Below are 26,137 nucleotides of genomic sequence, written 5' to 3'. Positions count from 1 at the left end.
TATAAGGACTTTTTTGCCTACGTGCTGCGGCGAAATAGCTCACAGAAGGGGCGGCGGGTGGGATATCCGCGTGGGAGCGAGGGTTTACAAGGCTTTGGCCACGTAAGATTTTTTTTGCATGGCGCGGATCGCGGTTTTTTTTGATCAAAAAAACAGCGTTTTTTGCGGTTTTGCACTACATGTTGTGTTTGTGGAGGGTTTTCGGCGGTTCTAGACACAACCAGGCCCGGTCGAAACCGGGCCGTGGAAAATGTCAGTAATGATCAACCGATGCGGGCTGAACGGGTGCGATCATAGCCATCGGCGGCAACGGTAGCAGAGCCGGTGCGGTCGTAGCCGTCTTGCGCGACGGTGGCGGAGCCGGTGTGGTCGTAGCCATCTTCAGCGACGGCGCTACCGGTGCGATCAAACCCGTCGGCGGCGAAGGTATTGGCGGCCAGTACGGACAGGGTCAAGGCCAGGATCAGTTTGGTTTTCATGGTGGTTGCTCCAAGTTCCTTTATCAAGTCGGTCAGCCGTTGGAGCAGCCGTTGCCCATGACGCTATAGCGCAGGATGTGGCGCTGGCCCTTGGAGTCGTCGTATTCCATCTTCGCCGGGACCACTTCGCAGACGTTCGGGATGTCGCTCATGGAGATGACTTTGGCGATGTCCAGGTGGGTGGAGTAGGTGTACTCCTCAATGGCCGGTTTTTGCTGTGCAACATCGGTCGGGACCTCGTCTGCCATCGCGGTGGCGCACAGGCTGCCGAGGACCAGAACCCATAAAGCTTTCATCTAATTCACCTTTCTTGAGGTCGAGTGGGGTCACGCAACCTTTTTGGGGTTGCGTGTGGAGCAAGTGTTGGACGTTGGATTAACGGCCTTCGTGGGGGCTGTGTTGCGCTAATCGTGTTTGCCGGTTGGCGAGGTGGATTTTAGAAGGTGAGGGTGGGGGTAAACAGACTCGGTTTTGATAAACACTGTTGGTTGATCTGGTAATAATCGCTAGAGGTGGTGGGGTGTCTGTGGCATCTGTGTTGGATTTACCACCGTCTTCGCGAGCAAGCCCGCTCCCACAGAGGGTCAGTGTTGGACACAAAATAGGTGTTCACTGAAATTCAACTGTGGGAGCGGGCTTGCTCGCGAAGGCGGCGTTACATCAAAGATTGATATTGGCTGACCCACCGTCATCGCGAGCAAGCTCGGCTCCCACTAGTACCGACATTTTGTAGGGACTTGTTACTACCATCGTCGAATGGTTCTATAGGCCCGCCCCGGGCTACAACGGGATCATACAAAAACAACTATTCACCGAGGTAAGAAAGATGAGTGCGGCTTCTGTGTATCCCGTTCGTCCCGAAGTAGCGGCCAATACGCTGACTGACGAGGCGACCTACAAGGCCATGTACCAGCAGTCGGTCGTCAACCCGGACGGCTTCTGGCGCGAGCAGGCCAAGCGCCTCGATTGGATCAAGCCTTTCACCACGGTGAAGCAGACTTCTTTCGACGATCACCATGTCGATATCAAGTGGTTCGCCGACGGCACCTTGAACGTGTCCTACAACTGCCTCGACCGTCACCTGGCCGAGCGCGGCGATCAAATCGCGATTATCTGGGAAGGCGATGACCCGTCCGAGAGCCGCAACATCACCTATCGCGAGCTGCACGAAGAAGTCTGCAAGTTTGCCAACGCCCTACGCGGCCAGGACGTGCACCGCGGCGACGTGGTGACCATCTACATGCCGATGATCCCTGAAGCCGTGGTCGCCATGCTGGCTTGTGCCCGGATCGGTGCGATTCACTCGGTGGTGTTCGGCGGTTTCTCGCCTGAAGCCCTGGCCGGTCGGATCATCGACTGCAAATCCAAAGTGGTGATCACCGCCGACGAAGGCGTTCGCGCCGGCAAGAAGATCCCGCTCAAGGCCAACGTCGATGACGCGCTGACCAACCCGGAAACCAGCAGCATCCAGAAGGTCATCGTGTGCAAACGCACCGGTGGCGGCATCAAGTGGAACCAGCACCGCGACATCTGGTACGAAGATCTGATGAAGGTGGCCGGCACCGTTTGCGCGCCGAAGGAAATGGGCGCCGAGGAAGCGCTGTTCATCCTCTACACCTCCGGCTCCACCGGCAAGCCCAAGGGCGTGCAGCACACCACGGCTGGCTACTTGCTGTACGCGGCGCTGACCCATGAGCGGGTGTTCGACTACAAGCCGGGCGAGGTCTACTGGTGCACCGCCGACGTGGGTTGGGTCACCGGCCACAGTTATATCGTCTACGGCCCGCTGGCCAACGGCGCGACCACACTGCTGTTCGAAGGCGTACCGAACTACCCGGACATCACTCGGGTGGCCAAGGTCGTCGACAAGCACAAGGTCAGCATCCTCTACACCGCGCCGACCGCGATCCGCGCGATGATGGCTTCGGGCACCGCCGCCGTCGAAGGTGCTGACGGCAGCAGCCTGCGCCTGTTGGGTTCGGTGGGCGAGCCGATCAACCCGGAAGCCTGGGACTGGTACTACAAGAACGTCGGCAAGGAGCGTTGCCCGATCGTCGATACCTGGTGGCAGACCGAAACCGGTGGCGTGCTGATCAGCCCGCTACCAGGCGCCACGGCGTTGAAGCCAGGTTCGGCCACGCGTCCGTTCTTCGGCGTGGTACCGGCACTGGTGGATAACCTCGGCAACCTGATCGAAGGCGCGGCCGAAGGCAACCTGGTGATCCTCGATTCGTGGCCAGGCCAGGCGCGTACGCTGTACGGCGACCACGACCGTTTTGTCGACACCTACTTCAAGACCTTCAGTGGTATGTACTTCACCGGTGACGGCGCCCGTCGTGACGAGGATGGCTACTACTGGATCACCGGTCGGGTGGATGACGTGCTCAACGTCTCCGGCCACCGCATGGGCACCGCCGAGATCGAAAGCGCCATGGTCGCCCACCCGAAAGTCGCCGAAGCGGCGGTGGTGGGTGTGCCGCACGACATCAAGGGGCAGGGCATCTATGTCTACGTCACCCTCAATGCCGGCGAAGAAACCAGCGAGGCCCTGCGCCTGGAACTGAAGAACTGGGTGCGCAAGGAGATCGGTCCGATTGCTTCGCCGGACGTGATCCAGTGGGCACCGGGGCTGCCGAAGACCCGCTCCGGCAAGATCATGCGCCGCATCCTGCGCAAGATCGCCACGGCGGAATACGACGGGTTGGGTGATATCTCCACCCTGGCCGACCCGGGTGTGGTGGCGCACCTGATCGAGACGCACAAGACCATGAACGTGGCCTGACGGTAGCCTGTAGCACCAAAAAGCCCCGCCCGGCAGTGCCGAGCGGGGCTTTTTTTCATGCTGAGTGGCATGCACCTCTGTGGCGAGGGGTTGTGGGAGCAAAGCTTGCTCGCGATGCAGGCGCCTCGGTTCTTGAAAGACCGCATTACCTTCATCGCGGGCAAGCCTTGCTCCCACAGCCACCTCGCCACGGGTTGGTGTGTAGCTGGCTTGGTGTTCGAATAAATATCGGCGTTTAAAGTGGGAGATGTCTGAACGTTACCGGTGTTTCGAAATGTGTAACGAAAGGCGCCATAACGGGGCGATGTGAAACGCGAAGCCCCGTCACAGGGCGGTTCCAGGCGTCCCTGAAAATAAGCCGACACGCTGTGCTTGCCGGATTAGAAGGGTTTGCGAATAATGGGCCCGCTATTTGCAGCATAGATCGGTTACCCTTCTTTTGCTCTTGCATGAATTTGCGGGGCTGTCAATGCGCTCGAACAGCTTTCTCGGTGCTTCTGTAATTTGTTGTCGCATTGAAGAAATATCGACTTCGGGCCTGTCGTTAGAATGCCGATCACTCGCTCGTCGTGGCTCGTGTTGGATAAAGCGTGAGCTTCCTAGGACGCAGCACCAACGTTCGTTTCACCCATTCGCATATTGGGCTGTTGCTCACTCTGCCGTTTTTGCCCTTTACCGATGGAGTCCCAAGATGAAGAAACTTGTGCTGCTTGGCGCCCTGGCACTGTCCGTGCTGTCCCTGCCGACCTTCGCTGATGAGAAGCCCCTGAAGATTGGTATCGAAGCGGCTTACCCTCCGTTCGCCTCGAAAGCCCCGGATGGCAGCATCGTCGGTTTTGACTACGACATCGGCAACGCGCTGTGCGAAGAGATGAAGGTCAAGTGCGTGTGGGTCGAGCAAGAGTTCGACGGCCTGATCCCGGCGCTGAAGGTGCGCAAGATCGACGCGATCCTGTCGTCCATGTCGATCACTGAAGATCGCAAGAAGTCGGTTGATTTCACCAACAAGTACTACAACACCCCGGCTCGCCTGGTGATGAAGGCCGGTACCCAGGTCAGCGACGGCCTGGCTGAGCTCAAGGGCAAGAACATTGGCGTGCAGCGCGGTTCGATCCACGAGCGTTTCGCCCGTGAAGTCCTGGCTCCGCTGGGTGCCGAGATCAAGCCATACGGTTCGCAGAACGAGATCTACCTGGATGTGTCCGCCGGTCGTCTCGACGGCACCGTGGCGGACGCTACGCTGTTGGATGACGGCTTCCTCAAGACCGATGCCGGCAAGGGCTTCGCGTTCGTCGGCCCGGCCTTTTCCGACGAGAAATACTTCGGCGACGGTATCGGTATCGCGGTTCGCAAGGGCGATGCCCTGAAAGACAAGATCAATGGCGCGATCACCGCTATTCGCGAGAACGGCAAGTACAAGCAAATCCAGGACAAATACTTCGCTTTCGACATCTACGGCAAGTAACCACGTCTCGCCACTCGTGCGAAATGGCGCAAGCAACAGGATCTCTGCGGTTTGCGCCATTTTTTCATCCCACTTTCGAGGACCTGAATCATGTTGAAAGGCTACGGGGCTGTGATCCTCGATGGCGCATGGTTGACGCTTCAGCTCGCCTTGTCGTCCATGGCCCTGGCCATCGCCCTAGGGCTGATCGGCGTTGCGTTGCGCCTCTCGCCGGTGCGCTGGCTGGCGTGGCTGGGCGACCTGTATGCCACGGTCATCCGAGGTATCCCGGACCTAGTGCTGATCCTGCTGATTTTCTACGGCGGCCAGGACCTGCTCAACCGCGTGGCACCGATGCTCGGCTATGACGACTACATCGACCTGAACCCGCTGGCGGCCGGGATCGGCACCCTGGGCTTCATCTTCGGTGCGTACCTGTCGGAAACCTTTCGCGGTGCGTTCATGGCGATCCCCAAGGGGCAGGCCGAGGCGGGCATGGCGTACGGCATGAATGGGTTCCAGGTGTTCTTCCGGGTGCTGGTGCCACAGATGATTCGCCTGGCGATTCCGGGTTTCACCAATAACTGGCTGGTATTGACCAAGGCCACCGCGCTGATTTCCGTGGTGGGCCTGCAAGACATGATGTTCAAGGCCAAGCAGGCGGCGGATGCCACTCGCGAGCCTTTCACCTTCTTCCTCGCAGTGGCGGCGATGTACCTGGTGATCACCAGTGTCTCGTTGCTGGCGTTGCGTCACCTTGAGAAGCGCTACTCGGTAGGCGTAAGGGCGGCTGATCTATGATCTTCGACTACAACGTCATCTACGAAGCTTTGCCGCTGTATTTCAGTGGCTTGTTGACCACCCTGAAGCTGTTGGCCCTGTCGCTGTTCTTCGGTCTGCTGGCGGCGTTGCCCCTGGGGCTGATGCGGGTGTCCAAGCAGCCGATCGTCAACATGACGGCCTGGCTCTACACCTACGTGATCCGCGGCACGCCGATGCTGGTGCAGTTGTTCCTGATCTACTACGGGTTGGCGCAGTTCGCGGTCGTGCGCGAGAGCTTTCTCTGGCCATGGCTGTCCAGCGCCACGTTCTGTGCGTGCCTGGCGTTCGCCATCAACACCAGTGCCTACACCGCCGAAATCATCGCCGGCAGCTTGCGGGCCACGCCCAACGGCGAGATCGAAGCGGCCAAGGCCATGGGCATGTCGCGCTACAAGCTGTATCGCCGGATCCTGCTGCCATCGGCCCTGCGCCGGGCGCTGCCGCAATACAGCAACGAAGTGATCATGATGCTGCAGACCACCAGCCTGGCCTCCATCGTGACCCTGATCGACATCACCGGCGCCGCGCGCACGGTGAATGCGCAGTACTACTTGCCGTTCGAAGCCTACATCACGGCCGGCGTTTTCTACCTGTGCCTGACCTTCATCCTGGTGCGCCTGTTCAAACTGGCCGAGCGCCGCTGGCTGGGTTACCTGGCCCCGCGCAAGCACTGATAACGCATCGATCCGATCGACTGCTCAACGACTGACGTTTTGTGAGAACCGACCGCATGTACAAGCTTGAAGTCCAAGACCTGCATAAACGCTATGGCAGTCACGAAGTGCTCAAGGGCGTGTCCCTGAAAGCCGCCGCTGGCGATGTGATCAGCATCATCGGCTCCAGTGGCTCCGGCAAGAGTACGTTCCTGCGTTGCATCAACCTGCTTGAGCAGCCCCATGCCGGCAAGATCCTGCTCAACAACGAAGAGTTGAAGCTGGTGGCGGGCAAGGACGGCGCCATGAAGGCCGCAGACCCCAAGCAACTGCAGCGCATGCGTTCGCGGCTGTCGATGGTGTTCCAGCATTTCAACCTGTGGTCCCACATGACCGCGCTGGAAAACATCATGGAAGCGCCGGTGCATGTACTGGGCGTGGCCAAGGCTGAAGCGCGGGAGAAGGCCGAGCACTACCTGAACAAGGTTGGCGTGGCTCATCGCAAGGACGCCTACCCGGGCCATATGTCTGGCGGTGAGCAGCAGCGCGTGGCGATTGCTCGTGCGCTGGCGATGGAGCCTGAAGTGATGCTGTTCGATGAGCCGACCTCGGCGCTCGATCCGGAGCTGGTGGGCGATGTGCTCAAGGTGATGCAGGCCCTGGCCCTGGAAGGCCGGACCATGGTGGTGGTGACCCACGAAATGGGCTTTGCCCGTGAAGTGTCGAACCAATTGGTGTTCCTGCACAAAGGCATCGTCGAAGAGAGCGGCAACCCGCGCGAAGTGCTGGTGAATCCGCAATCCGAGCGCCTGCAACAATTTCTGTCGGGCAGCCTCAAGTAATCGCTCCCGTTACGCACCTGATTTGGGTCATGCTGCGCACCGCGCGCCAGATGGTCTAATTTGGTTGCAGCCGCTTTTGGCTTTAACACTGTTTTCGCTTCGGATCGCCCGCCATGACTGCCCATCGAATAGGTTTCCTGATTTGGCCCAGCACTAAAGCCTTGACGCTGGCGCTGGCCGAGGAGGCCTTGCGTGTCGCCCAGCGGGTGCATCCGGATGTGGTCTATGAGTTGTCGTTCTTGCAGGCCGAACCACCGGCCGACGGCGCCTGGCAATTGCCGGGCGAGCCTTGGGCCGGCAAGCTTGAGGGTTTGCAGAAGCTGTTCCTGCTGGCCGATGAGCCGCCGACCGCGCTGGCCTCGCCCCTGAGCAGCGCCCTCAAGCAACTGGTGCGTGCCGGTTGTGTGATCGGCGGCTTGTCGGCCGGTGTCTATCCCTTGGCGCAATTGGGTTTACTCGACGGTTACCGTGCCGCCGTGCATTGGCGCTGGCAGGACGACTTCTCCGAACGCTTCCCCAAGGTCATCGCCACCAGCCATCTGTTCGACTGGGATCGCGATCGCCTGAGTGCTTGCGGTGGCATGTCGGTGCTGGACCTGTTGCTGGCGGTGCTGGCTCGCGATCACGGCGCGGAACTGGCCGGTGCGGTGTCGGAAGAGTTGGTGGTCGAGCGCATTCGCGAGGGTGGCGAGCGCCAGCGCATCCCGTTGCAGAACCGTCTCGGCTCCAGCCATCCAAAGCTCACCCAGGCGGTGCTGCTGATGGAAGCCAACATCGAAGAGCCGCTGACCACCGACGAAATCGCCCAGCATGTGTGCGTATCCCGCCGACAACTGGAGCGGATCTTCAAGCAATACCTCAATCGCGTGCCCAGCCAGTATTATCTGGAGCTGCGCCTGAACAAGGCTCGGCAGATGCTGATGCAGACCAGCAAGTCCATCATCCAGATCGGCCTGTCCTGCGGTTTCTCCTCGGGGCCACACTTCTCCAGCGCCTACCGCAACTTCTTCGGCGCCACGCCGCGGGAAGACCGCAACCAGCGACGCAGTAGCAGCCCGTTCGAATTGTCCTCGGTGCCGTCCGAACGCGGCTAAGTGGCACAACACGCTTCTGTGGGAGCAAGGCTTGCCCGCGATGCAGGCGATGCGGTCCTTGGTGAACCGAGGCGCCTGTATCGCGAGCAAGCTTTGCTCCCACAGATTAGTCCCCTCGCCACAAGTGTTTTGCATGGCCGAGGGAAATGTGGAAGCCAGCCCCTCAAATACACCGGCAACGTTTAAACTGCGCCTTTGCGACGCTATTTGTCGCATTGCCGTAAACCCGCGCAAAACGTGGGTTGGCGCTATAAGAAGTTGTCGCTTGGCGGCAAGGCCGGGCTGAAAACTGTCCTTACAATCCTTACCAAGCTCGCCAGTTCCAGGCGGGTGTTCCTCATCAGGAGACTCCGATGTCCGTTGAGCAAGCCGCGGTACAACGCGCCGATTTCGACCAGGTTATGGTTCCCAACTATGCACCTGCTGCCTTCATTCCTGTGCGTGGTGCCGGTTCCCGCGTATGGGACCAATCCGGTCGCGAGTTGATCGACTTTGCTGGCGGTATCGCAGTCAACGTACTGGGCCATGCCCATCCGGCGCTGGTCGGTGCACTGACCGAACAGGCCAACAAGCTGTGGCACGTCTCCAACGTCTTTACCAACGAACCGGCCCTGCGCCTGGCTCACAAACTGGTCAACGCGACCTTTGCTGAGCGTGCGTTCTTCTGCAACTCCGGCGCCGAAGCCAACGAGGCCGCCTTCAAGCTGGCCCGTCGCGTTGCGTTCGATCGTTTCGGCAGCGAAAAATACGAAATCATCGCCGCGCTCAATAGCTTCCACGGTCGCACCCTGTTCACCGTCAACGTCGGCGGGCAATCGAAGTACTCCGACGGTTTCGGCCCTAAAATTACCGGCATTACCCACGTTCCTTACAACGACCTGGCGGCTTTGAAAGCCGCCATTTCGGACAAGACTTGCGCCGTGGTGCTGGAGCCGATCCAGGGCGAGGGCGGTGTGCTGCCGGCCGAGCAGGCCTACCTGCAAGGCGCCCGCGACCTGTGCGATGCCCACGATGCGCTGTTGGTATTCGACGAAGTGCAGACCGGCATGGGCCGCAGCGGCCACCTGTTCGCCTACATGCATTACGGCGTGGTCCCGGACATCCTCACCAGCGCCAAGAGCCTGGGCGGTGGTTTCCCGATCGCGGCGATGCTCACCACCGAAGCGCTGGCCAAGCACCTGGTTGTCGGCACCCACGGCACCACCTACGGCGGCAACCCGCTGGCGTGTGCGGTAGCCGAGGCGGTGATCGACGTGGTCAATACCCCTGAAGTGCTCGGTGGCGTCAAGACCAAGCACAACAAATTCAAGGCGCGCCTGGAGCAGATCGGCGAGAAGTACGGCCTGTTCACCCAAGTGCGCGGCCTGGGCTTGCTGATCGGCTGCGTGCTGAACGACGCCTGGAAAGGCAAGGCCAAGGACATCTTCAACGCCGCCGAACAGGAAGGCCTGATGATCCTGCAAGCCGGCCCGGACGTGATTCGCTTCGCCCCGAGCCTGGTGGTGGAAGACGCCGACATCGACGAAGGCCTGGACCGCTTCGAGCGGGCGGCGGCGAAGTTGACGCAAGCCTGAGTTCAGACTTGACCGGCTCCATTGGGGCCGGGCTTTTGTGGGTGCAGGTTTGTGGGAGCAAAGCTTGCTCGCGATGCGGGTGCCTCAGTTCACCAGGGACCGCGTCGCCTGCATCGCGGGCAAGCCTTGCTCCCACAAGCTTTGCTCCTACAAACCTGGTCTCACATTGAGTCAGTGGGGAGCAGGTCCGATTTTTATTCTCTGTGTATCGACGTGACCGTCGAACCATTTATTTCAAGTTAAGGAGTGACACCATGCTGGTGATGCGCCCCGCGCAAATGGCTGATCTGGGCGAGGTACAGCGTCTGGCTGCGGACAGTCCGATCGGTGTCACCTCCTTGCCGGATGACGTTGAACGCCTGAGCGACAAGATCGCCGCCAGCGAAGCCTCGTTTGCCGCCGAAGTCAGCTTCAACGGCGAAGAGAGCTATTTCTTCGTCCTCGAAGACACCGCGACCGGCAAACTGGCGGGCTGTTCGGCTATCGTCGCGTCGGCCGGTTATTCCGAACCGTTCTACAGTTTTCGCAACGAGACCTTCGTTCACGCCTCCCGTGAACTGAAGATCCACAACAAGATCCACGTGCTTTCCCAGTGCCACGACCTGACTGGCAACAGCCTGCTGACCAGTTTCTACGTGGTGCCGGAGCTGGTGGGTTCGCCATGGTCGGAACTCAATTCCCGCGGGCGCCTGCTGTTCGTCGCCAGCCATCCGGAGCGGTTCGCCGATTCGGTGGTGACCGAGATCGTCGGCTACAGCGATGAGAATGGCGACTCGCCGTTCTGGGACGCCATCGGTCGCAACTTCTTCGACCTCAACTACGCCGCCGCCGAGCGCTTGTGCGGGCTGAAAAGCCGTACCTTCCTCGCCGAGCTGATGCCCCATTACCCGATCTACGTACCGCTGTTGCCGGACGCTGCCCAGGAAGCCATGGGCCAGGTCCATCCGCGGGCGCAGATCACCTTCGACATCCTGATGCGCGAGGGTTTCGAGACCGATCACTACATCGACATCTTCGACGGCGGCCCGACCCTGCACGCCCGCGTCTCGGGCATCCGTTCGATCGCCCAGAGCCGCGTGGTGCCGGTCAAGATCGGCGAACCGGTCAAGGGCGCCGGCCGCCAATACCTGGTGGCCAATGCCCAGTTGCAGGATTACCGCGCCGTGCTGCTCGAGCTCGACTACGCGCCAGGCAAGCCTGTAACGCTGGACATGGAAGCGGCCGAGGCCTTGGGCGTTGGCGAGGGTGCCAGCGTGCGCCTGGTGGCGGTTTAACGCTTTACAGTTGAGTTTCGCGGGTGGCGTGAGCGGCCCGTCTGAGGAGATAGCATGATCGTTCGTCCCGTACGCAGCAGCGATTTACCCGCTCTGATCGCCCTGGCCCGCAGCACGGGCACCGGCCTGACTACCTTGCCGGCCAACGAAGAACGCCTGGCCCATCGGGTCGGCTGGGCCGAGAAGACCTTTCGCGGCGAAGCCGGGCGCGGTGACGCGGACTACCTGTTCGTGCTCGAAGACGATGACGGTCGCGTGGTGGGCATCTCTGCCATCGCCGGCGCCGTGGGCCTGCGTGAACCCTGGTACAACTTCCGGGTCGGCCTGACGGTCAGCGCGTCCCAGGAGTTGAATATCTATCGGGAAATTCCGACGCTGTTCCTGGCCAACGACCTGACCGGCAATTCCGAGCTGTGCTCGCTGTTCCTCCACGCCGACTACCGTAGTGGCCTTAACGGCCGGATGCTGGCCAAGGCGCGGCTGTTGTTCATCGCCGAATTCCCGCAGTTGTTCGGCAACAAGATCATCGCCGAGATGCGCGGCATGTCCGACGACAACGGGCGTTCGCCGTTCTGGGAAAGCCTGGGTCGGCATTTCTTCAAGATGGAATTCAGCCAGGCCGATTACCTGACCGGCGTTGGTAACAAGGCGTTTATCGCCGAGCTGATGCCCAAGTTCCCGCTGTACACCTGCTTCCTGTCCGAAGATGCCCGTACCGTGATTGGCCAGGTTCATCCGGACACCGAACCGGCCTTGTCGATGCTCAAGAGCGAAGGTTTCAGCTACCAGGGTTACGTCGACATCTTCGACGCCGGCCCGGCGGTGGAATGCGAAACCGGCAAGATCCGCGCGATTCGCGACAGCCAGGCGCTGGTGCTGGCCATCGGCACGCCGGGGGATGACGCCACGCCGTTCCTCATCCATAACCGCAAGCGCGAAGACTGCCGCATCACCGCGGCACCGGCGCGCTTTGCTGCAGGCACACTGGTGGTCGATCCGCTGACCGCCAAACGTCTTCAACTCAACGCCGGCGACCAGGTGCGTGCCGTGGCGTTGTCTGCTGCCCGGGAGTCGAAATGATGAAGTCGTTGTACATCGCAGGTAGCTGGCTGGAAGGCCAGGGCGACCTCTTCGAGTCGTTGAACCCAGTGACCCAGCAGGTGTTGTGGTCGGGCAACGGTGCCACCGCGGCGCAGGTGGAATCGGCGGTGCAGGCCGCCCGCCAGGCGTTCCCGGACTGGGCCGGTCGCTCGCTGGATGAGCGCATCCAGGTGTTGGAGGCCTTTGCCGCTTCGCTGAAAAGCCATGCTGACGAACTGGCCCGGTGCATCGGTGAAGAAACCGGCAAGCCGTTGTGGGAAGCGGCGACCGAGGTGACCAGTATGGTCAACAAAGTCGCCATTTCGGTGCAGAGCTACCGCGAGCGGACCGGCGAGAAGAGCGGCCCCTTGGGTGACGCCACCGCCGTGCTGCGCCACAAGCCCCACGGTGTGGTGGCGGTGTTCGGCCCTTACAACTTCCCTGGCCATTTGCCCAACGGCCACATCGTGCCTGCGCTGCTGGCCGGCAATAGCGTGTTGTTCAAGCCGAGCGAGCTGACACCGAAAGTCGCCGAGCTGACGGTCAAGTGCTGGGTCGAGGCCGGTCTGCCGGCGGGCGTGCTGAACCTGCTCCAAGGCGCGCGGGAAACCGGTATCGCCCTGGCGGCGAACCCGGGCATCGACGGGCTGTTCTTCACCGGCTCCAGCCGCACCGGCAACTTGCTGCATCAACAATTTTCCGGGCGCCCGGACAAGATCCTGGCGCTGGAAATGGGCGGTAACAACCCACTGGTGGTGGATGAGGTGGCGGACGTCGACGCGGCGGTCTACACCATTATCCAGTCCGCCTTCATTTCCGCCGGGCAGCGTTGCACGTGTGCGCGCCGCCTGCTGGTGCCGGAAGGTGCCTGGGGCGATGCCTTGTTGGCGCGCCTGGTGGCGGTCAGTTCGACCCTTGAAGTGGGTGCCTTCGACCAGCAGCCAGCACCGTTCATGGGTTCGGTGATTTCCCTGGGCGCGGCCAAGGCGCTGATGGATGCGCAAAACCATTTGCTGGGCAAAGGCGCCGTGCCGCTGTTGGCCATGACCCAGCCGCAGGCCCAGGCGGCATTGCTGACGCCGGGTATCCTGGACGTGACGGCTGTGGCCGAGCGTCCTGATGAAGAGCTGTTCGGGCCGTTGCTGCAAGTGATCCGCTATAAGGATTTCCCTGCGGCGATTACCGAAGCCAACAATACCCAATATGGCCTGGCCGCCGGCTTGCTGTCCGATTCCCAAGAGCGTTACCAGCAGTTTTGGCTGCAAAGCCGCGCCGGAATCGTCAACTGGAACAAACAGCTGACCGGCGCCGCCAGCAGCGCGCCGTTCGGTGGTGTCGGTGCCTCGGGCAACCATCGCGCCAGCGCTTATTACGCGGCCGATTATTGCGCGTACCCGGTGGCTTCCCTGGAGACACCAAGCCTTGTGATGCCGGCTGCCTTGACCCCCGGTGTGCGCATGTCTTGAGACCGCCATCGCGGGCAAGCCTTGCTCCCACAGGAGTTATGCAAAACCTGTGAGAGTAGAGCTTGCTCCCACAGGAGTTATGCAAAACCTGTGGGAGCAAGGCTTGCCCGCGATAGCCGCGACTCGGTTGTTATTGATGCCTATAAAAAACAGATTCTCGTGGAGCCTCGCTGATGAAATCCTATGAAGTCAACTTTGACGGTCTAGTGGGGCCGACCCATAACTACGGCGGGCTCTCGTACGGCAACGTCGCGTCCCAGAGCAACAGCCAGCAGTCCTCCAACCCCAAGGAAGCGGCGTTGCAGGGCCTGGCGAAAATGAAAGCGCTGATGGACATGGGTTTCCAGCAAGGCGTGCTGGCGCCGCAGGAGCGCCCGGACGTGGCGGCCCTGCGCCGGCTGGGCTTTGCCGGTAGCGATGCCCAAGTCATCCAGCAGGCCGCGAAAGAAGCGATGCCACTGTTGGTCGCCAGTTGCTCGGCCTCAAGCATGTGGGTGGCCAACGCCGCCACGGTCAGCCCGAGCGCCGACACTGCCGATGGCCGCGTGCATTTCACCGCCGCCAACCTGAACTGCAAATACCACCGCAGCATCGAGCATCCGACCACCAGCCGTGTGCTGGGGGCGATGTTCGCCAACCAGCACCACTTCGCCCACCACGCCGCTTTGCCGGCGGTGGCGCAGTTCGGTGATGAAGGCGCGGCCAACCACACCCGTTTCTGCCGCGCCTACGGCGAGGCCGGTGTCGAATTCTTCGTCTTCGGTCGCAGTGCCTTCGACACCCGTTACCCCGCACCGCAGAAATATCCGGCACGCCAGACCCTCGAAGCGTCCCAGGCGGTTGCGCGCCTGCACGGGCTGCGGGAGGAGGGCGTGGTCTACGCGCAACAGAATCCGTCGGTGATCGACCAAGGCGTGTTCCACAACGACGTGATCGCGGTGGGTAATGGCGAAGTGCTGTTCTATCACGAGGACGCGTTTCTCGAGACCGACAAGATGCTGGCCGAACTGAGCAGCAAACTCGCCAAGGTCGGTGGGAAATTTCAATCGGTGTGCGTACCGCGTTCGGCGGTCACCGTCGATGACGCGGTTCGTTCCTACCTGTTCAATAGCCAGTTGCTGTCGCGTCCAGACGGCTCGATGCTGTTGATCGTGCCCGAAGAATGCCGTAGCAACGAACGCGTCTGGCAATACCTGCAAGGCCTGACGGGCGCTGGCGGGGTCATCCGCGAAGTGAAGGTCTTCGACCTCAAGCAAAGCATGCAGAACGGCGGCGGCCCCGCTTGCCTGAGGTTGCGTGTAGCGCTGAACGAAACCGAACTGGCGGCCGTCAACCCAGGGGTTATCATGACCGCGCCGCTGTACGATTCGCTGACCCAATGGGTCGAGCGGCACTACCGCGACCGCATGACCGAAAATGACCTGGCAGACCCGCAGTTGCTGCTCGAATGCCGCGGGGCACTGGATGAACTGACACAAATCCTTAAACTTGGCGCGGTTTATCCTTTCCAGATCAATTGAAAGCGCGCGCGACCTGACTACAGTCAAAGCAGGGCGCGTTGCCTTATCCCCAGACGAGAATGTAAAGACATGAGCGATACCCTGCAGCTGATCCTTGAAGACACCGACGGCACCCAACTGGAAACCTCCTGCACCCGCGTCGCGGTGATGTGGCAAGGCAAGGAGCTGTGGATCCAGCAGGATGGCCGCGGTCAACTGCTGATCGGCGTCGATGTCGAGGAAGGGGACGAGGAATACGCCAACCTGTTGTTGCGTCCATTGGCGACCAACCTGGTCAGCCTGCAACTGGAAATGGAACCGGCGGACATCGGCGACGATGACCATGTCCATGGCCCGGATTGCGGCCACGACCACTAAGGAACCCGCGCTATGCTCGCCCTCGGCAAACTGCTTGAACTGACCCTCGCCGGCCGTGAACCGGCGGAGAAGACTCAACTGACTGTCGAAGGCGTACGGATGCGCTGGTTGAGCGAGGGCGCGCTGGAGGTCAAGCCGCCCGAAGCCCGGGATAACGGCCTGGACCTGCTGCTGTCGGCCGGTATCCACGGCAACGAAACCGCGCCGATCGAATTGCTCGACCGCCTGCTGCATGACATCGCCCGTGGGGACCTGAAACCCCGGGCACGCATTCTGTTTCTGTTCGGCAACCCCGAGGCCATCCGGCGCGGTGAGCGTTTCGTCGAACAGGACGTCAACCGGCTGTTCAACGGTCGTCATGAATTGAGCGGCGGTCCTGAAGCGTTGCGGGCCTGTGAACTGGAGCGACTGGCCGCCAGTTTCTTCAGTCGGCCGGAGCGCAGTCGCTTGCATTACGACCTGCACACCGCCATTCGCGGCTCGAAAATCGAGCAGTTCGCCCTCTATCCATGGAAAGAAGGTCGCCAGCATTCACGCCGCGAACTGGCGCGCCTGCGTGCCGCGGGCATGGAAGCGGTGCTGCTGCAGAACAAGCCGTCCATCGTGTTCAGTGCCTATACCTACGATCAGCTCGGCGCCGAATCTTTCACCCTGGAGCTGGGCAAGGCCCGGCCATTCGGGCAGAACGACGGGGTCAACGTTAGCCTGCTGGAGACCGGCCTACACCAGATCATCGAAGGCAACGAGCCTGAGCTGGATGAAGGGCTCGACGGTCTTCAATTGTTCAGCGTCGCCCGGGAAATCATCAAGCACAGCGACAGTTTCCGCCTGAACCTGCCGGCGGATATCGAGAACTTCTCCGAGCTTGAAAAAGGTTATGTGCTGGCCGAAGACATCGCCCAGACCCGATGGGTGATCGAAGAGGAGGGTGCGCGGATCATCTTCCCGAATCCCAAGGTCAAGAATGGCTTGCGTGCCGGCATCCTGATCGTGCCGGCGACTGATGAAAGCCTGATCTAAACCGAATCTTGGACTCAATACATGCCCCCCTGTGGGAGCGAGCCTGCTCGCGATAGCGGTCTATCGGTCGACATTGATGGCGACTGATACTCCGTCATCGCGAGCAGGCTCGCTCCCACAGGGGAAACTGTGTCCAGGCTTAGAGCGCCACCGCCCGCTGCTCACTACGACGCAGCGCCCGGGTCTTGTGCAAGGTATCGGCGCAGGTCTTCGCCGCTTCCTGGCCCTTGTGCACGAAATGCTCGAAGAAGAACTTCTGATGCTCTTCCCCGGCATGGAAGTGATGGGGCGTGAGTACGACCGAGAACACCGGCACTTCGGTTTCCAGTTGCACCTGCATCAGGCCACTGATGACCGATTGGGCGACGAACTCGTGACGGTAGATACCACCATCCACCACCAGGCCGGCGGCAACGATGCCGGCGTAGCGGCCTGACTTGGCCAGCAGCTTGGCGTGCAGCGGGATCTCGAAGGCGCCACCGACTTCGAAGAAGTCGATATCACTTTCCTGATAACCCTGGGTGATCATTTCGGCGACGAAGCCTTTACGGCTCTGATCGACGATTTCCTTGTGCCAGCAGGCCTGGATGAACGCGACGCGCTCGCCCGGATGACTTTTGCTTTTGCTGTCGATTGCAGTGGGTTGCATGTTCTGGTTCCTGTTTGTGTGAAAAACAGGGCGTCATGAATCGAAGGGGATTCGAGGGTACGCCGCGCACGGAGTCGCAGTCGGCCCTTGGGTGTCGATCCCGTTCTCTCTTCATCCGGACTATGACCGTCGGCCCCGGAATCACACCGGGTCTGCTGACCTTGCCGCTACACCCCAAAAAGTGGTGTACCACCAAGCGCTCGCGGGCTATGCACGTTGCGTGCAATTACCGCCGGTGGGGAGTTACACCCCGCCCTGAGAACGTTTTTGCCGCCACGCTTTGTGACGGCGGACGATTTTTAACACATAACCCCTTGTTGGAGCGAGCCGTGGGAGCAAAGCTTGCTCGCGATGGCGTCGGGTCAGGCTGTATTGATGTTGACTGACCCACCGCCATCGCGAGCAAGCTTTGCTCCCACAGCGCGCATACAAGGGTTTGCTGCCCTTTCCGTCGACCGGGCTTGATTATTCTTGCCCATGCCCGCAGTAATTGCCCTTCGAAAGGGATTTCCCTCCACTTGAGCCCGAGGCCAGATTCATGAGTGTTATCGATCTTCGCAGCGACACGGTCACCCAACCTACCGCCGGCATGCTGGATGCCATGGCCAGTGCGCCGACCGGCGACGATGTGTATGGCGAAGACCCGACCGTCAATCGCCTCGAGGCTGAACTGGCCGCTCGCCTGGGCTTTGCCGCTGCACTGTTCGTGCCCACGGGCACCATGAGTAACCTGCTGGGGTTGATGGCCCACTGCGAGCGCGGCGATGAATACATCGTCGGCCAGCAGGCCCATACCTACAAATACGAAGGTGGCGGTGCGGCGGTGCTCGGATCGATCCAGCCTCAGCCTCTCGAAGTACAGGCGGACGGTTCCCTGGACCTGGCGCACGTCGCCGCGGCGATCAAGCCCGATGACTTCCACTTTGCCCGCACCCGCCTGCTGGCCTTGGAAAACACCATGCAGGGCAAGGTGCTGCCGCTGGAATACCTGGCTCGGGCCCGGCGTTTCACCCAGGAACATGGCCTGGCGCTGCACCTGGACGGGGCGCGGTTGTACAACGCCGCGGTCAAGTTGAATGTCGATGCCCGGCAGATCACGCAACATTTCGATTCAGTGTCGGTGTGCCTGTCCAAGGGCCTTGGCGCGCCGGTGGGCTCGGTCCTGTGCGGCAGCGTCGAGCTGATCGGCAAGGCGCGCCGGCTGCGCAAGATGGTCGGTGGCGGCATGCGCCAGGCCGGGATTCTCGCGGCGGCGGGGCTGTATGCCCTGGACCATAACGTCCAGCGCCTGGCCGGTGATCACGCCAATGCCCAGCGACTTGCCGAGGGCTTGCGCGCGGCGGGCTACGAGGTCGAGCCGGTGCAGACCAACATGGTCTACGTGCAGATGGGCGAGCGGGCCGAGGCGATCAAGGCGTTTGCCGATGAGCGGGGCGTCAAGCTCAGCGCGGCGCCACGCTTGCGAATGGTGACGCACATGGACGTGAGTGCGGCGCAAATCGACCAGGTGGTCGCCACTTTCGTCGAATTTTCCCGCCAATGACCCGGCAACCGGGCCAATTGACAGTTTCTATTGCATAAACACGCTGTACCCCACGCGCGGGGCCGATATAATGCGGCCCTTTGCCGTTGCTTCGTCTGTTGACGTTTTGCACAGGCCTTTGGCCGCAGCCTCCGTGGAAGAACCTAATGAAAAGCGCAGAAATCCGTGAAGCCTTCCTTCGCTTCTTCGAAGAGCAAGGCCACACTCGAGTAGCCTCCAGCTCTTTGATTCCGGGCAACGACCCGACCCTGCTGTTCACCAACGCGGGGATGAACCAGTTCAAGGACTGCTTCCTGGGCCAGGAAAAACGTGCCTACACCCGTGCAGTGAGCAGCCAGAAGTGCGTGCGTGCCGGCGGCAAGCACAACGACCTGGAAAACGTCGGCTATACCGCACGTCACCACACCTTCTTCGAAATGCTGGGTAACTTCAGCTTCGGTGATTATTTCAAGCGCGACGCCATCACCTTCGCCTGGACCTTCCTGACCTCCGACAAGTGGCTGAACCTGCCCAAGGAGAAGCTCTGGGTAACGGTTTACGCCACTGACGACGAAGCCTATGACATCTGGACCAAAGAGGTCGGTGTCCCGGCAGAGCGCATGGTGCGTATCGGCGACAACAAAGGCGCGCCTTACGCCTCCGATAACTTCTGGACCATGGGCGACACCGGCCCATGCGGCCCTTGCACCGAGATTTTCTACGATCACGGCGCCGACATCTGGGGCGGCCCACCCGGCTCGCCGGAAGAAGACGGCGACCGCTACATCGAGATCTGGAACAACGTGTTCATGCAGTTCAACCGCACCGCCGATGGCGTGTTGCATCCGCTGCCAGCGCCGTCGGTGGACACCGGCATGGGCCTGGAGCGGATCAGTGCGGTGCTGCAGCACGTTCATTCCAACTACGAAATCGACCTGTTCCAGAGCCTGCTGAGCGCGTCGGCCAAGGCCATCGGTTGCACCAACGACAACCAGGCTTCGCTGAAAGTCGTCGCTGACCACATCCGTTCCTGCGGTTTCCTGATTGCCGACGGTGTACTGCCTTCCAACGAAGGTCGCGGTTATGTGCTGCGCCGGATCATCCGTCGCGCCTGCCGTCACGGCAATAAGCTGGGCGCCAAGGGCAGCTTCTTCTATCAGATCGTCGGGGCGTTGGTGGCCGAGATGGGCGAAGCCTTTCCGGAGCTCAAGTCCCAGCAGGCGCACATCGAGCGCGTGCTCAAGGCTGAAGAAGAACAATTCGCCAAGACCCTAGAGCAAGGCCTGAAGATCCTCGAGCAGGACCTGGCCGAACTCAAGGGCAACGTGGTCCCGGGCGACGTGGTGTTCAAGCTGTACGACACCTACGGTTTCCCGATGGACCTGACCGGCGACATCGCCCGCGAACGCAACCTGACCCTCGACGAGGAAGGTTTCGAGCGGGAGATGGAAGCCCAGCGGGTGCGCGCGCGTTCCGCCAGCTCCTTCGGGATGGACTACAACAGCCTGGTCAAGGTTGACGTGGCCACCGAATTCACCGGTTATGCCGGCACCACCGGTTCGGCCAAGATCGTTGCCATCTATAAGGACGGGCAGTCGGTGGACATCTTGAGCGAAGGCCAGGAAGGCGTGATCGTGCTGGACAAGACCCCGTTCTACGCCGAATCCGGCGGTCAGATCGGTGACAGCGGTTACCTGCAAGCGGGCAGCTCGCGTTTCGACGTGCGTGACACCACCAAGACCGGCGGCGCCTTCCTGCACCACGGCGTGCTGGCGTCGGGCAGCTTGATGATCGCTGCTCCCGTGGCTGCCCATGTCGATGCCGAGGTTCGCCACGCGACATCGCTGAACCACTCCGCCACGCACTTGCTGCACGCAGCGTTGCGCCAGGTGCTGGGCGAGCATGTCCAGCAGAAGGGCTCGTTGGTGGACAGTCAGCGCCTGCGCTTTGACTTCAGCCATTTTGAAGCCATCAAGCCTGAGCAGATCAAGGCGCTGGAAGACATCGTCAACGCCGAGATTCGCAAGAACTCTCCGGTAGAGACTGAGGAAACCGACATCGAGACCGCCAAGCGCAAGGGCGCGATGGCGTTGTTCGGTGAGAAATATGGCGACAATGTGCGCGTGCTGAGCATGGGCGGTGATTTCTCCGTGGAGCTGTGCGGTGGTATCCATGCCAATCGCACCGGCGACATCGGTCTGCTCAAGATCATCAGCGAAGGCGGCGTCGCCTCCGGCGTGCGGCGTATCGAGGCAGTCACTGGCGCAGCGGCGCTGGCGTACCTCAACGCGGCGGAAGAACAACTCAAGGAAGCGGCAAGCCTGATCAGGGGCAGCCGCGACAACCTGATCGACAAGCTGTCGGCTGTGCTGGAACGCAACCGCCTGCTGGAAAAGCAACTCGAGCAGTTGCAGGCCAAGGCCGCCAGCGCCGCGGGCGACGATCTGTCGGCCCAGGCCGTGGACGTCAAGGGCGTGAAGGTGCTGGCCGTGCGTCTGGACGGCCAGGATGGCAAGGCGCTGTTGGCGCTGGTCGATCAACTGAAAAACAAACTCGGCCGCGCAGTGATCCTGCTCGGCAGTGTCCATGAGGAAAAGGTCGTTCTCGTCGCAGGCGTGACCAAAGACCTGACTGGCCAACTCAAAGCCGGTGATTTGATGAAGCAAGCCGCTGCGGCAGTGGGCGGCAAGGGCGGTGGTCGTCCGGACATGGCGCAAGGCGGTGGTACCGACGTCGGCGCACTGGACGCGGCACTGGCCCAGACCGTTGCATTTGTAGAGCAGGGTATTTAAGGCAGTGTCGCGGGCTCGTGGTCTAGTGACGAGCCCGCGCGCTGCTGATTGAATTATTGGGCGCCCTTCATGGGCAGAGGCGGCTTTGAAATGGCTTTGATCGTACAGAAATTTGGAGGCACCTCGGTCGGCACTGTCGAGAGAATCGAACAAGTCGCCGACAAGGTTAAGAAATTCCGTGAAGCGGGCGATGACCTGGTGGTTGTGCTGTCGGCCATGAGCGGCGAGACCAACCGTCTGATCGATCTGGCCAAGCAAATCAGCGGCGACCAGCAACCGGTTCCCCGCGAGCTGGACGTGATCGTTTCCACCGGCGAGCAGGTGACCATCGCCTTGCTGGCCATGGCGCTGATCAAGCGTGGTGTGCCGGCGGTGTCCTACACCGGTAACCAGGTGCGCATCCTGACGGACAGCGCGCACAACAAGGCGCGTATCCTGCAGATCGACGACCAGAAGATTCGCGGCGACCTGAAGGCTGGCCGTGTCGTGGTTGTCGCCGGTTTCCAGGGCGTGGACGAGCAGGGCAATATCACCACCCTTGGTCGTGGCGGTTCCGACACCACGGGCGTGGCGCTGGCAGCGGCTCTCAAGGCTGACGAGTGCCAGATCTACACGGATGTGGACGGTGTCTACACCACCGACCCACGGGTCGTGCCTGTGGCCCAGCGCCTGGACAAGATCACCTTCGAAGAGATGCTGGAAATGGCCAGTCTCGGCTCGAAGGTATTACAGATCCGGGCGGTCGAATTCGCTGGCAAGTACAACGTTCCGCTGCGCGTTCTGCACAGCTTCAAAGAGGGTCCGGGCACCCTCATTACTATTGATGAAGAGGAATCCATGGAACAGCCGATCATTTCCGGCATCGCTTTCAACCGCGATGAAGCCAAGCTGACCATCCGTGGCGTGCCAGACACCCCCGGCGTGGCGTTCAAGATTCTCGGCCCGATCAGCGCCGCGAACATCGAAGTCGACATGATCGTGCAGAACGTCTCGCACGATAACACCACCGACTTCACCTTCACCGTGCACCGCAACGACTACCAATCCGCCGAAGCGATCCTGAAAAAGACCGCTGGCGAGATCGGTGCCCGGGAAGTGGTGGGCGATACCAAGATTGCCAAGGTCTCGATCGTCGGCGTCGGCATGCGTTCCCACGCAGGCGTGGCTAGTCGCATGTTCGAATCCCTGGCCAAGGAAAGCATCAATATCCAGATGATCTCTACCTCGGAAATCAAGGTTTCCGTGGTCATCGAAGAGAAGTACCTGGAACTGGCCGTGCGCGCCCTGCACACGGCTTTCGAACTCGACGCTGCTGTCCAACAGGGCGAGTAAAGCGTTGTCTTGAGGGCGCGGCTGGACCGCGCCCTTTGTTTTTCTGAATGGCGCGTCCCAAAACTGTTCTTTTGCCCGCGCTGGTCAATACTAGGCCTGTAGGCTTCGACCGTTTCGGTTGTAGGTCCAATGCCTTTTTTTTGCAGACTGTTGTCCCTTAAGTGAATTGCGTGAGGAGAAAGGTATGCTGATTCTGACCCGTAGGTGTGCAGAAAGCCTGATTATTGGCGATGGCGAAATCACCGTGACCGTGCTCGGCGTCAAAGGAAACCAAGTGCGTATCGGCGTCAACGCCCCGAAAGAGGTTGCTGTACACCGGGAGGAAATCTACCTGCGTATCAAGAAAGAGAAGGACGACGAACCAAGCCATTAATTTTTATCGATTTTTATGTTTGCAAACGGGGATGAAGGTGGTTAATATACGCCCCGTGTTGCGGAGAGCTGGCCGAGTGGCCGAAGGCGCTCCCCTGCTAAGGGAGTACACCTCAAAAGGGTGTCGGGGGTTCGAATCCCCCGTTCTCCGCCATTATTCGTTTAGTGCGTCAAAACCTGGCTTGATCAGTAAGTGATTGAAATTACTGAAAAAAGCGCTTTACAAAAGGAATTGACGACCTATAATGCGCGGCAACAAATGCACTCGTAGCTCAGCTGGATAGAGTACTCGGCTACGAACCGAGCGGTCACAGGTTCGAATCCTGTCGAGTGCACCATTTAAGAGTTGTTTGCAGCAATGCAAATAACTTGGCTTCAACCAGTTGTGATCTGGTATAAAACCACAACTTGCACTCGTAGCTCAGCTGGATAGAGTACTCGGCTACGAACCGAGCGGTCACAGGTTCGAATCCTGTCGAGTGCACCAAACACCAAAAAGCCCGCGTTTAACGCGGGCTTTTTGCTGTCTACGATTTGGCCTTCACGCACCCCTTCTCATCGAACACGACCTCGGCGCTGCGACCGTTCTTCGCCTTGTAGGTATAACGTGTGCTCGAATTCCTGACCTTGATCGAGTCGGGCTTGCCCAGGGCGCTCTCTACGTCTTGTTGGCTCATGCCGGCGACGATGCGTCGCGCCAGGATGGCATCGCGCCGTTGCCTGGCATCGATGAGGTTCCCGCAGCGGTCCTGGGACTGGCCAACTATGGTCGGCTCCCTGCGTATGTTTGTGTTGCGGAATGTTTGCCAGCGTTCCGCTTCGGGCAGCATCGCCTCGGTCGCTGGATCGGTCGAGCCGGGGCTGTACGGATGGATCTGCTGCAGCGACAGGGCCTCTCCCGGGCCGCAGCTCAAGGTGGTGAATGTCACGTGCCCCGCGATGCTTTCGCAGCGATGCACAGACTGCCCGGCTGCCCACAACGGCAGGCAGGGCAGGGCGGCGAGCAGGAACAGGTAGTGGCTGACGGGCATCCGGTCGTCCTCCTTGACGGTGCAGGAGAAAAGGGTAGTCGCTGCATCTCTGCTGGCGGGTGTGTTTTCTTTTCTGGATAAGTCGTCCTAGAGGGACAGGTTCAGCCTGTGTTCAGGTTTGTCTCGCAAGCGCTTGTTCTTGCCATGATTTTTTAGCGTTTTAAAGCGTCAAGCGGTGTATGATTGCGCCCGTCAGCCCCGCCGGGGCTTTGGAATATCTCCATGGACTTACCCAGTAGTTACTCAATATTTAGTTTTGCCAATCATGAATTAACTGATTGAACCTTCCGGCGTGCCCCACTGCTGGGAGTGGAGTTCGCCTATGACCCAAGTAGAAGTCAAAAAAACGCAGGAAAGCCTTCAGGATCGCCTCGCTCAAGTCGTTGAGCTGCTGCAGCGCCAGCGGGTCGTCGAAGACCTGACGCATCGCCAGGAAGGCCCGAATCATGACCGGGTCGAGAACCTGGTCCACCGGCAGAACCTCGTCGAGCTGCAACGCAAGCTCGATGACCTGCACTCCGCCGACGTCGCCTACATTCTTGAAGCCCTGCCACTGGAAGAGCGCCTGACGGTCTGGCAGTTGGTCAAGGCGGATCGCGACGGTGACATCCTGCTCGAAGTGTCGGACTCGGTTCGGGAAACCCTGATCGCCGACATGGATGATCACGAGTTGCTGGCGGCGGCCAAGGAAATGGACGCCGACGAACTCGCCGACCTTGCGCCCGAACTGCCACGGGACGTTGTCCACGAACTGATGGAAGCCCTCGACGGCCAGCAGCGTGAGCGTGTGCGCTCGGCGTTGTCCTATGACGAGGAGCAAGTCGGTGCGTTGATGGACTTCGAGATGGTGACGATCCGCGAGGACGTCAGCCTTGAAGTGGTCTTGCGTTACCTGCGCCGTCTCAAGGAACTGCCCGGCCATACCGACAAGCTGTTCGTGGTCGACTACGACGGCGTGCTCAAGGGCGTGCTGCCCATCAAGCGTCTGCTCGTCAACGACCCGGAGAAGCAGGTCGCCGAAGTCATGGCCAGCGACCCGGTGAGCTTTCACCCGGACGAAGACGCCTACGATGCGGCCCAGGCATTCGAACGATATGACTTGATTTCTGCACCGGTGGTCGACAAGAACGGCAAGCTGATCGGCCGTCTGACCATCGACGAAATGGTCGACTTGATTCGTGAGGAAAGCGAAAGCGAAGTCCTCAACATGGCCGGTCTGCGCGAAGAAGAAGATATCTTTGCCTCGGTCTGGAAATCCCTGCGTAACCGCTGGGCCTGGCTGGCGATCAACCTGATCACGGCGTTTGTCGCTTCCCGGGTCATCGGCCTGTTCGAAGGCTCCATCGAGAAGCTGGTGGCGCTTGCGGCGCTGATGCCCATCGTTGCTGGTATCGGTGGCAACTCCGGTAACCAGACCATCACCATGATCGTCCGTGCCATGGCGCTGGACCAGGTCAGCACCGGTAACACATCGCGATTGATGCGCAAGGAACTGGCTGTCTCCTTGATCAATGGCGTGATTTGGGGCGGTGTGATTGGTGTGGTGGCTTATCTGCTTTATGGCAGCTGGTCACTGGGTGTGGTCATGACGGCCGCGATGACGCTCAATCTGCTGCTGGCAGCATTGATGGGGGTCTTGATCCCCATGACCCTGGCCCGTATGGGCCGTGACCCTGCCATGGGTGCCAGTGTCATGATTACCGCGGTGACCGACAGTGGCGGGTTCTTCATCTTCCTGGGGTTGGCGACGATTTTCCTGCTTTGAGCATTTATCGGGAAAGCCGCCTGTTGGCGTAATACTGTTCACTCGGAAAAACGGCGCTTGTTTCAGAAATGAAAAGCGCCGTTTTTTTTTGAAAAGTCTAATCGCCTTTTTCCAAGCGGGTGGTGCGCATATCCGTTTCTGCGGTAACGGCTGCTTAGGGTTCTCCGAGGCGGCCTGGTAGCCGACCTGGCTCTTGATGAGACCGCGTTCTCCTGTGGGAGCGAGCCTGCTCGCGAAGAGGTCGGCATATCCAGCATCTTCATTGGC

General features: G+C 60.4%; 22 protein-coding genes, 3 tRNA genes and 1 riboswitch. Of the genes, 21 read left to right on the top strand and 4 right to left on the bottom strand.

Going from position 1 to position 26,137, the window contains the following annotated elements; genetic code table 11:
• Positions 1-263: 263 nt before the first annotated feature.
• Positions 264-479, bottom strand: a complete 216-nt coding sequence (locus J3361_RS18105; RefSeq protein ID WP_014339815.1) for a hypothetical protein — start codon at positions 477-479, stop codon at positions 264-266.
• A 32-nt stretch (positions 480-511) separates the two neighbouring features.
• On the bottom strand, positions 512-775 hold the full coding sequence (locus J3361_RS18100) for a DUF2790 domain-containing protein (protein ID WP_025215112.1): 264 nt from the start codon (positions 773-775) through the stop codon (positions 512-514).
• A 530-nt stretch (positions 776-1,305) separates the two neighbouring features.
• Here J3361_RS18100 and acs point away from each other — a divergent pair.
• The 13 genes from acs to astE all read left to right on the top strand — a co-directional run bounded on the left by acs (position 1,306) and on the right by astE (position 16,407).
• Positions 1,306-3,261 carry an acetate--CoA ligase gene (acs, locus tag J3361_RS18095; protein ID WP_207965721.1) on the top strand — a complete coding sequence of 652 codons (1,956 nt, stop codon included), beginning with the start codon at positions 1,306-1,308 and terminating at the stop codon, positions 3,259-3,261.
• A 691-nt stretch (positions 3,262-3,952) separates the two neighbouring features.
• Positions 3,953-4,726 carry an ABC transporter substrate-binding protein gene (locus J3361_RS18090; RefSeq protein ID WP_207965720.1) on the top strand — a complete coding sequence of 258 codons (774 nt, stop codon included), beginning with the start codon at positions 3,953-3,955 and terminating at the stop codon, positions 4,724-4,726.
• 90 nt (positions 4,727-4,816) lie between these two features.
• A complete protein-coding gene (locus J3361_RS18085; protein ID WP_207965719.1) occupies positions 4,817-5,506 on the top strand; it encodes an ABC transporter permease in 690 nt (229 codons plus the stop codon).
• Positions 5,503-6,201 carry an ABC transporter permease gene (locus J3361_RS18080; RefSeq protein ID WP_039591857.1) on the top strand — a complete coding sequence of 233 codons (699 nt, stop codon included), beginning with the start codon at positions 5,503-5,505 and terminating at the stop codon, positions 6,199-6,201. The genes J3361_RS18085 and J3361_RS18080 overlap by 4 nt, the downstream gene beginning before the upstream one ends.
• 56 nt (positions 6,202-6,257) lie before the next feature.
• The gene (locus tag J3361_RS18075; RefSeq protein ID WP_053124413.1) at positions 6,258-7,022 is read left to right on the top strand and encodes an ATP-binding cassette domain-containing protein; all 765 of its coding nucleotides are present in this window, start codon (positions 6,258-6,260) and stop codon (positions 7,020-7,022) included.
• A 113-nt stretch (positions 7,023-7,135) separates the two neighbouring features.
• The gene (locus tag J3361_RS18070) at positions 7,136-8,116 is read left to right on the top strand and encodes a GlxA family transcriptional regulator (protein ID WP_186612268.1); all 981 of its coding nucleotides are present in this window, start codon (positions 7,136-7,138) and stop codon (positions 8,114-8,116) included.
• A gap of 353 nt (positions 8,117-8,469) precedes the next feature.
• Positions 8,470-9,690, top strand: coding sequence for an aspartate aminotransferase family protein (locus J3361_RS18065; RefSeq protein ID WP_207965718.1), 1,221 nt, complete (start codon positions 8,470-8,472; stop codon positions 9,688-9,690).
• A 254-nt stretch (positions 9,691-9,944) separates the two neighbouring features.
• Positions 9,945-10,964 carry an arginine/ornithine succinyltransferase subunit alpha gene (aruF, locus tag J3361_RS18060; RefSeq protein ID WP_003178851.1) on the top strand — a complete coding sequence of 340 codons (1,020 nt, stop codon included), beginning with the start codon at positions 9,945-9,947 and terminating at the stop codon, positions 10,962-10,964.
• A 54-nt stretch (positions 10,965-11,018) separates the two neighbouring features.
• The gene (astA, locus tag J3361_RS18055) at positions 11,019-12,044 is read left to right on the top strand and encodes an arginine N-succinyltransferase (RefSeq protein WP_207965717.1); all 1,026 of its coding nucleotides are present in this window, start codon (positions 11,019-11,021) and stop codon (positions 12,042-12,044) included.
• Entirely contained in the window at positions 12,041-13,510 is a 1,470-nt protein-coding gene (gene astD / locus J3361_RS18050) for a succinylglutamate-semialdehyde dehydrogenase (RefSeq protein ID WP_207965716.1), read from the top strand. Before astA ends, astD begins: the two co-directional genes overlap by 4 nt.
• A 173-nt stretch (positions 13,511-13,683) precedes the next feature.
• On the top strand, positions 13,684-15,030 hold the full coding sequence (gene astB, locus J3361_RS18045; protein ID WP_207965715.1) for an N-succinylarginine dihydrolase: 1,347 nt from the start codon (positions 13,684-13,686) through the stop codon (positions 15,028-15,030).
• A 69-nt stretch (positions 15,031-15,099) separates the two neighbouring features.
• Positions 15,100-15,387: a topoisomerase II gene (locus J3361_RS18040; protein ID WP_207965714.1), complete on the top strand. Its 288-nt coding sequence runs from the start codon at positions 15,100-15,102 to the stop codon at positions 15,385-15,387.
• Between the two features lie 12 nt (positions 15,388-15,399).
• Positions 15,400-16,407 (top strand): succinylglutamate desuccinylase, encoded by a 1,008-nt coding sequence (gene astE, locus J3361_RS18035; protein WP_207965713.1) that lies wholly within the window; start codon positions 15,400-15,402, stop codon positions 16,405-16,407.
• A gap of 139 nt (positions 16,408-16,546) precedes the next feature.
• Here the strand turns inward: astE and J3361_RS18030 are convergent, their stop codons facing one another.
• Positions 16,547-17,056, bottom strand: a complete 510-nt coding sequence (locus J3361_RS18030) for a 6,7-dimethyl-8-ribityllumazine synthase (protein ID WP_207965712.1) — start codon at positions 17,054-17,056, stop codon at positions 16,547-16,549.
• Between the two features lie 98 nt (positions 17,057-17,154).
• Positions 17,155-17,323: riboswitch (FMN riboswitch) on the bottom strand.
• Positions 17,324-17,594: 271 nt separating this feature from the next.
• Here J3361_RS18030 and ltaE point away from each other — a divergent pair.
• The 7 genes from ltaE to J3361_RS17995 all read left to right on the top strand — a co-directional run bounded on the left by ltaE (position 17,595) and on the right by J3361_RS17995 (position 23,561).
• Positions 17,595-18,599: a low-specificity L-threonine aldolase gene (gene ltaE / locus J3361_RS18025; protein WP_207965711.1), complete on the top strand. Its 1,005-nt coding sequence runs from the start codon at positions 17,595-17,597 to the stop codon at positions 18,597-18,599.
• A gap of 146 nt (positions 18,600-18,745) precedes the next feature.
• Positions 18,746-21,370 carry an alanine--tRNA ligase gene (alaS, locus tag J3361_RS18020; protein WP_207965710.1) on the top strand — a complete coding sequence of 875 codons (2,625 nt, stop codon included), beginning with the start codon at positions 18,746-18,748 and terminating at the stop codon, positions 21,368-21,370.
• A 90-nt stretch (positions 21,371-21,460) separates the two neighbouring features.
• Positions 21,461-22,702, top strand: coding sequence for an aspartate kinase (locus J3361_RS18015; RefSeq protein ID WP_053124398.1), 1,242 nt, complete (start codon positions 21,461-21,463; stop codon positions 22,700-22,702).
• Positions 22,703-22,886: 184 nt separating this feature from the next.
• Positions 22,887-23,075 (top strand): carbon storage regulator CsrA, encoded by a 189-nt coding sequence (gene csrA / locus J3361_RS18010; RefSeq protein ID WP_003178872.1) that lies wholly within the window; start codon positions 22,887-22,889, stop codon positions 23,073-23,075.
• Positions 23,076-23,137: 62 nt separating this feature from the next.
• Positions 23,138-23,228: transfer RNA gene (locus tag J3361_RS18005), tRNA-Ser, on the top strand.
• A gap of 107 nt (positions 23,229-23,335) precedes the next feature.
• A tRNA-Arg gene (locus J3361_RS18000) sits at positions 23,336-23,412 on the top strand.
• A gap of 72 nt (positions 23,413-23,484) precedes the next feature.
• A tRNA-Arg gene (locus J3361_RS17995) sits at positions 23,485-23,561 on the top strand.
• A 40-nt stretch (positions 23,562-23,601) separates the two neighbouring features.
• Here J3361_RS17995 and J3361_RS17990 read toward each other — a convergent pair.
• The gene (locus J3361_RS17990) at positions 23,602-24,105 is read right to left on the bottom strand and encodes a cell envelope protein SmpA (protein ID WP_207965709.1); all 504 of its coding nucleotides are present in this window, start codon (positions 24,103-24,105) and stop codon (positions 23,602-23,604) included.
• Between the two features lie 322 nt (positions 24,106-24,427).
• On the opposite strand from J3361_RS17990, the gene mgtE reads away from it, so the two are divergent.
• Positions 24,428-25,870, top strand: a complete 1,443-nt coding sequence (gene mgtE / locus J3361_RS17985; protein ID WP_060741018.1) for a magnesium transporter — start codon at positions 24,428-24,430, stop codon at positions 25,868-25,870.
• Positions 25,871-26,137 lie beyond the last annotated feature (267 nt).

The sequence above is a fragment of the Pseudomonas sp. OA65 genome, from assembly GCF_017498305.1.
GTDB classification, from domain to species: domain Bacteria; phylum Pseudomonadota; class Gammaproteobacteria; order Pseudomonadales; family Pseudomonadaceae; genus Aquipseudomonas; species Aquipseudomonas zanjanensis.
The sequence above is the reverse complement of the archived record's forward strand: the minus strand, read 5'-3'. Positions and strand labels throughout refer to the sequence as shown.

What these genes read in the sequence shown, in the direction of transcription:
- J3361_RS18105 (WP_014339815.1), bottom strand. Translation starts at nt 479, where the DNA reads ATGAAAACCAAACTGATCCTGGCCTTGACCCTGTCCGTACTGGCCGCC.
- J3361_RS18100 (WP_025215112.1), bottom strand. Translation starts at nt 775, where the DNA reads ATGAAAGCTTTATGGGTTCTGGTCCTCGGCAGCCTGTGCGCCACCGCG.
- acs (WP_207965721.1), top strand. Translation starts at nt 1,306, where the DNA reads ATGAGTGCGGCTTCTGTGTATCCCGTTCGTCCCGAAGTAGCGGCCAAT.
- J3361_RS18090 (WP_207965720.1), top strand. Translation starts at nt 3,953, where the DNA reads ATGAAGAAACTTGTGCTGCTTGGCGCCCTGGCACTGTCCGTGCTGTCC.
- J3361_RS18085 (WP_207965719.1), top strand. Translation starts at nt 4,817, where the DNA reads ATGTTGAAAGGCTACGGGGCTGTGATCCTCGATGGCGCATGGTTGACG.
- J3361_RS18080 (WP_039591857.1), top strand. Translation starts at nt 5,503, where the DNA reads ATGATCTTCGACTACAACGTCATCTACGAAGCTTTGCCGCTGTATTTC.
- J3361_RS18075 (WP_053124413.1), top strand. Translation starts at nt 6,258, where the DNA reads ATGTACAAGCTTGAAGTCCAAGACCTGCATAAACGCTATGGCAGTCAC.
- J3361_RS18070 (WP_186612268.1), top strand. Translation starts at nt 7,136, where the DNA reads ATGACTGCCCATCGAATAGGTTTCCTGATTTGGCCCAGCACTAAAGCC.
- J3361_RS18065 (WP_207965718.1), top strand. Translation starts at nt 8,470, where the DNA reads ATGTCCGTTGAGCAAGCCGCGGTACAACGCGCCGATTTCGACCAGGTT.
- aruF (WP_003178851.1), top strand. Translation starts at nt 9,945, where the DNA reads ATGCTGGTGATGCGCCCCGCGCAAATGGCTGATCTGGGCGAGGTACAG.
- astA (WP_207965717.1), top strand. Translation starts at nt 11,019, where the DNA reads ATGATCGTTCGTCCCGTACGCAGCAGCGATTTACCCGCTCTGATCGCC.
- astD (WP_207965716.1), top strand. Translation starts at nt 12,041, where the DNA reads ATGATGAAGTCGTTGTACATCGCAGGTAGCTGGCTGGAAGGCCAGGGC.
- astB (WP_207965715.1), top strand. Translation starts at nt 13,684, where the DNA reads ATGAAATCCTATGAAGTCAACTTTGACGGTCTAGTGGGGCCGACCCAT.
- J3361_RS18040 (WP_207965714.1), top strand. Translation starts at nt 15,100, where the DNA reads ATGAGCGATACCCTGCAGCTGATCCTTGAAGACACCGACGGCACCCAA.
- astE (WP_207965713.1), top strand. Translation starts at nt 15,400, where the DNA reads ATGCTCGCCCTCGGCAAACTGCTTGAACTGACCCTCGCCGGCCGTGAA.
- J3361_RS18030 (WP_207965712.1), bottom strand. Translation starts at nt 17,056, where the DNA reads ATGCAACCCACTGCAATCGACAGCAAAAGCAAAAGTCATCCGGGCGAG.
- ltaE (WP_207965711.1), top strand. Translation starts at nt 17,595, where the DNA reads ATGAGTGTTATCGATCTTCGCAGCGACACGGTCACCCAACCTACCGCC.
- alaS (WP_207965710.1), top strand. Translation starts at nt 18,746, where the DNA reads ATGAAAAGCGCAGAAATCCGTGAAGCCTTCCTTCGCTTCTTCGAAGAG.
- J3361_RS18015 (WP_053124398.1), top strand. Translation starts at nt 21,461, where the DNA reads ATGGCTTTGATCGTACAGAAATTTGGAGGCACCTCGGTCGGCACTGTC.
- csrA (WP_003178872.1), top strand. Translation starts at nt 22,887, where the DNA reads ATGCTGATTCTGACCCGTAGGTGTGCAGAAAGCCTGATTATTGGCGAT.
- J3361_RS17990 (WP_207965709.1), bottom strand. Translation starts at nt 24,105, where the DNA reads ATGCCCGTCAGCCACTACCTGTTCCTGCTCGCCGCCCTGCCCTGCCTG.
- mgtE (WP_060741018.1), top strand. Translation starts at nt 24,428, where the DNA reads ATGACCCAAGTAGAAGTCAAAAAAACGCAGGAAAGCCTTCAGGATCGC.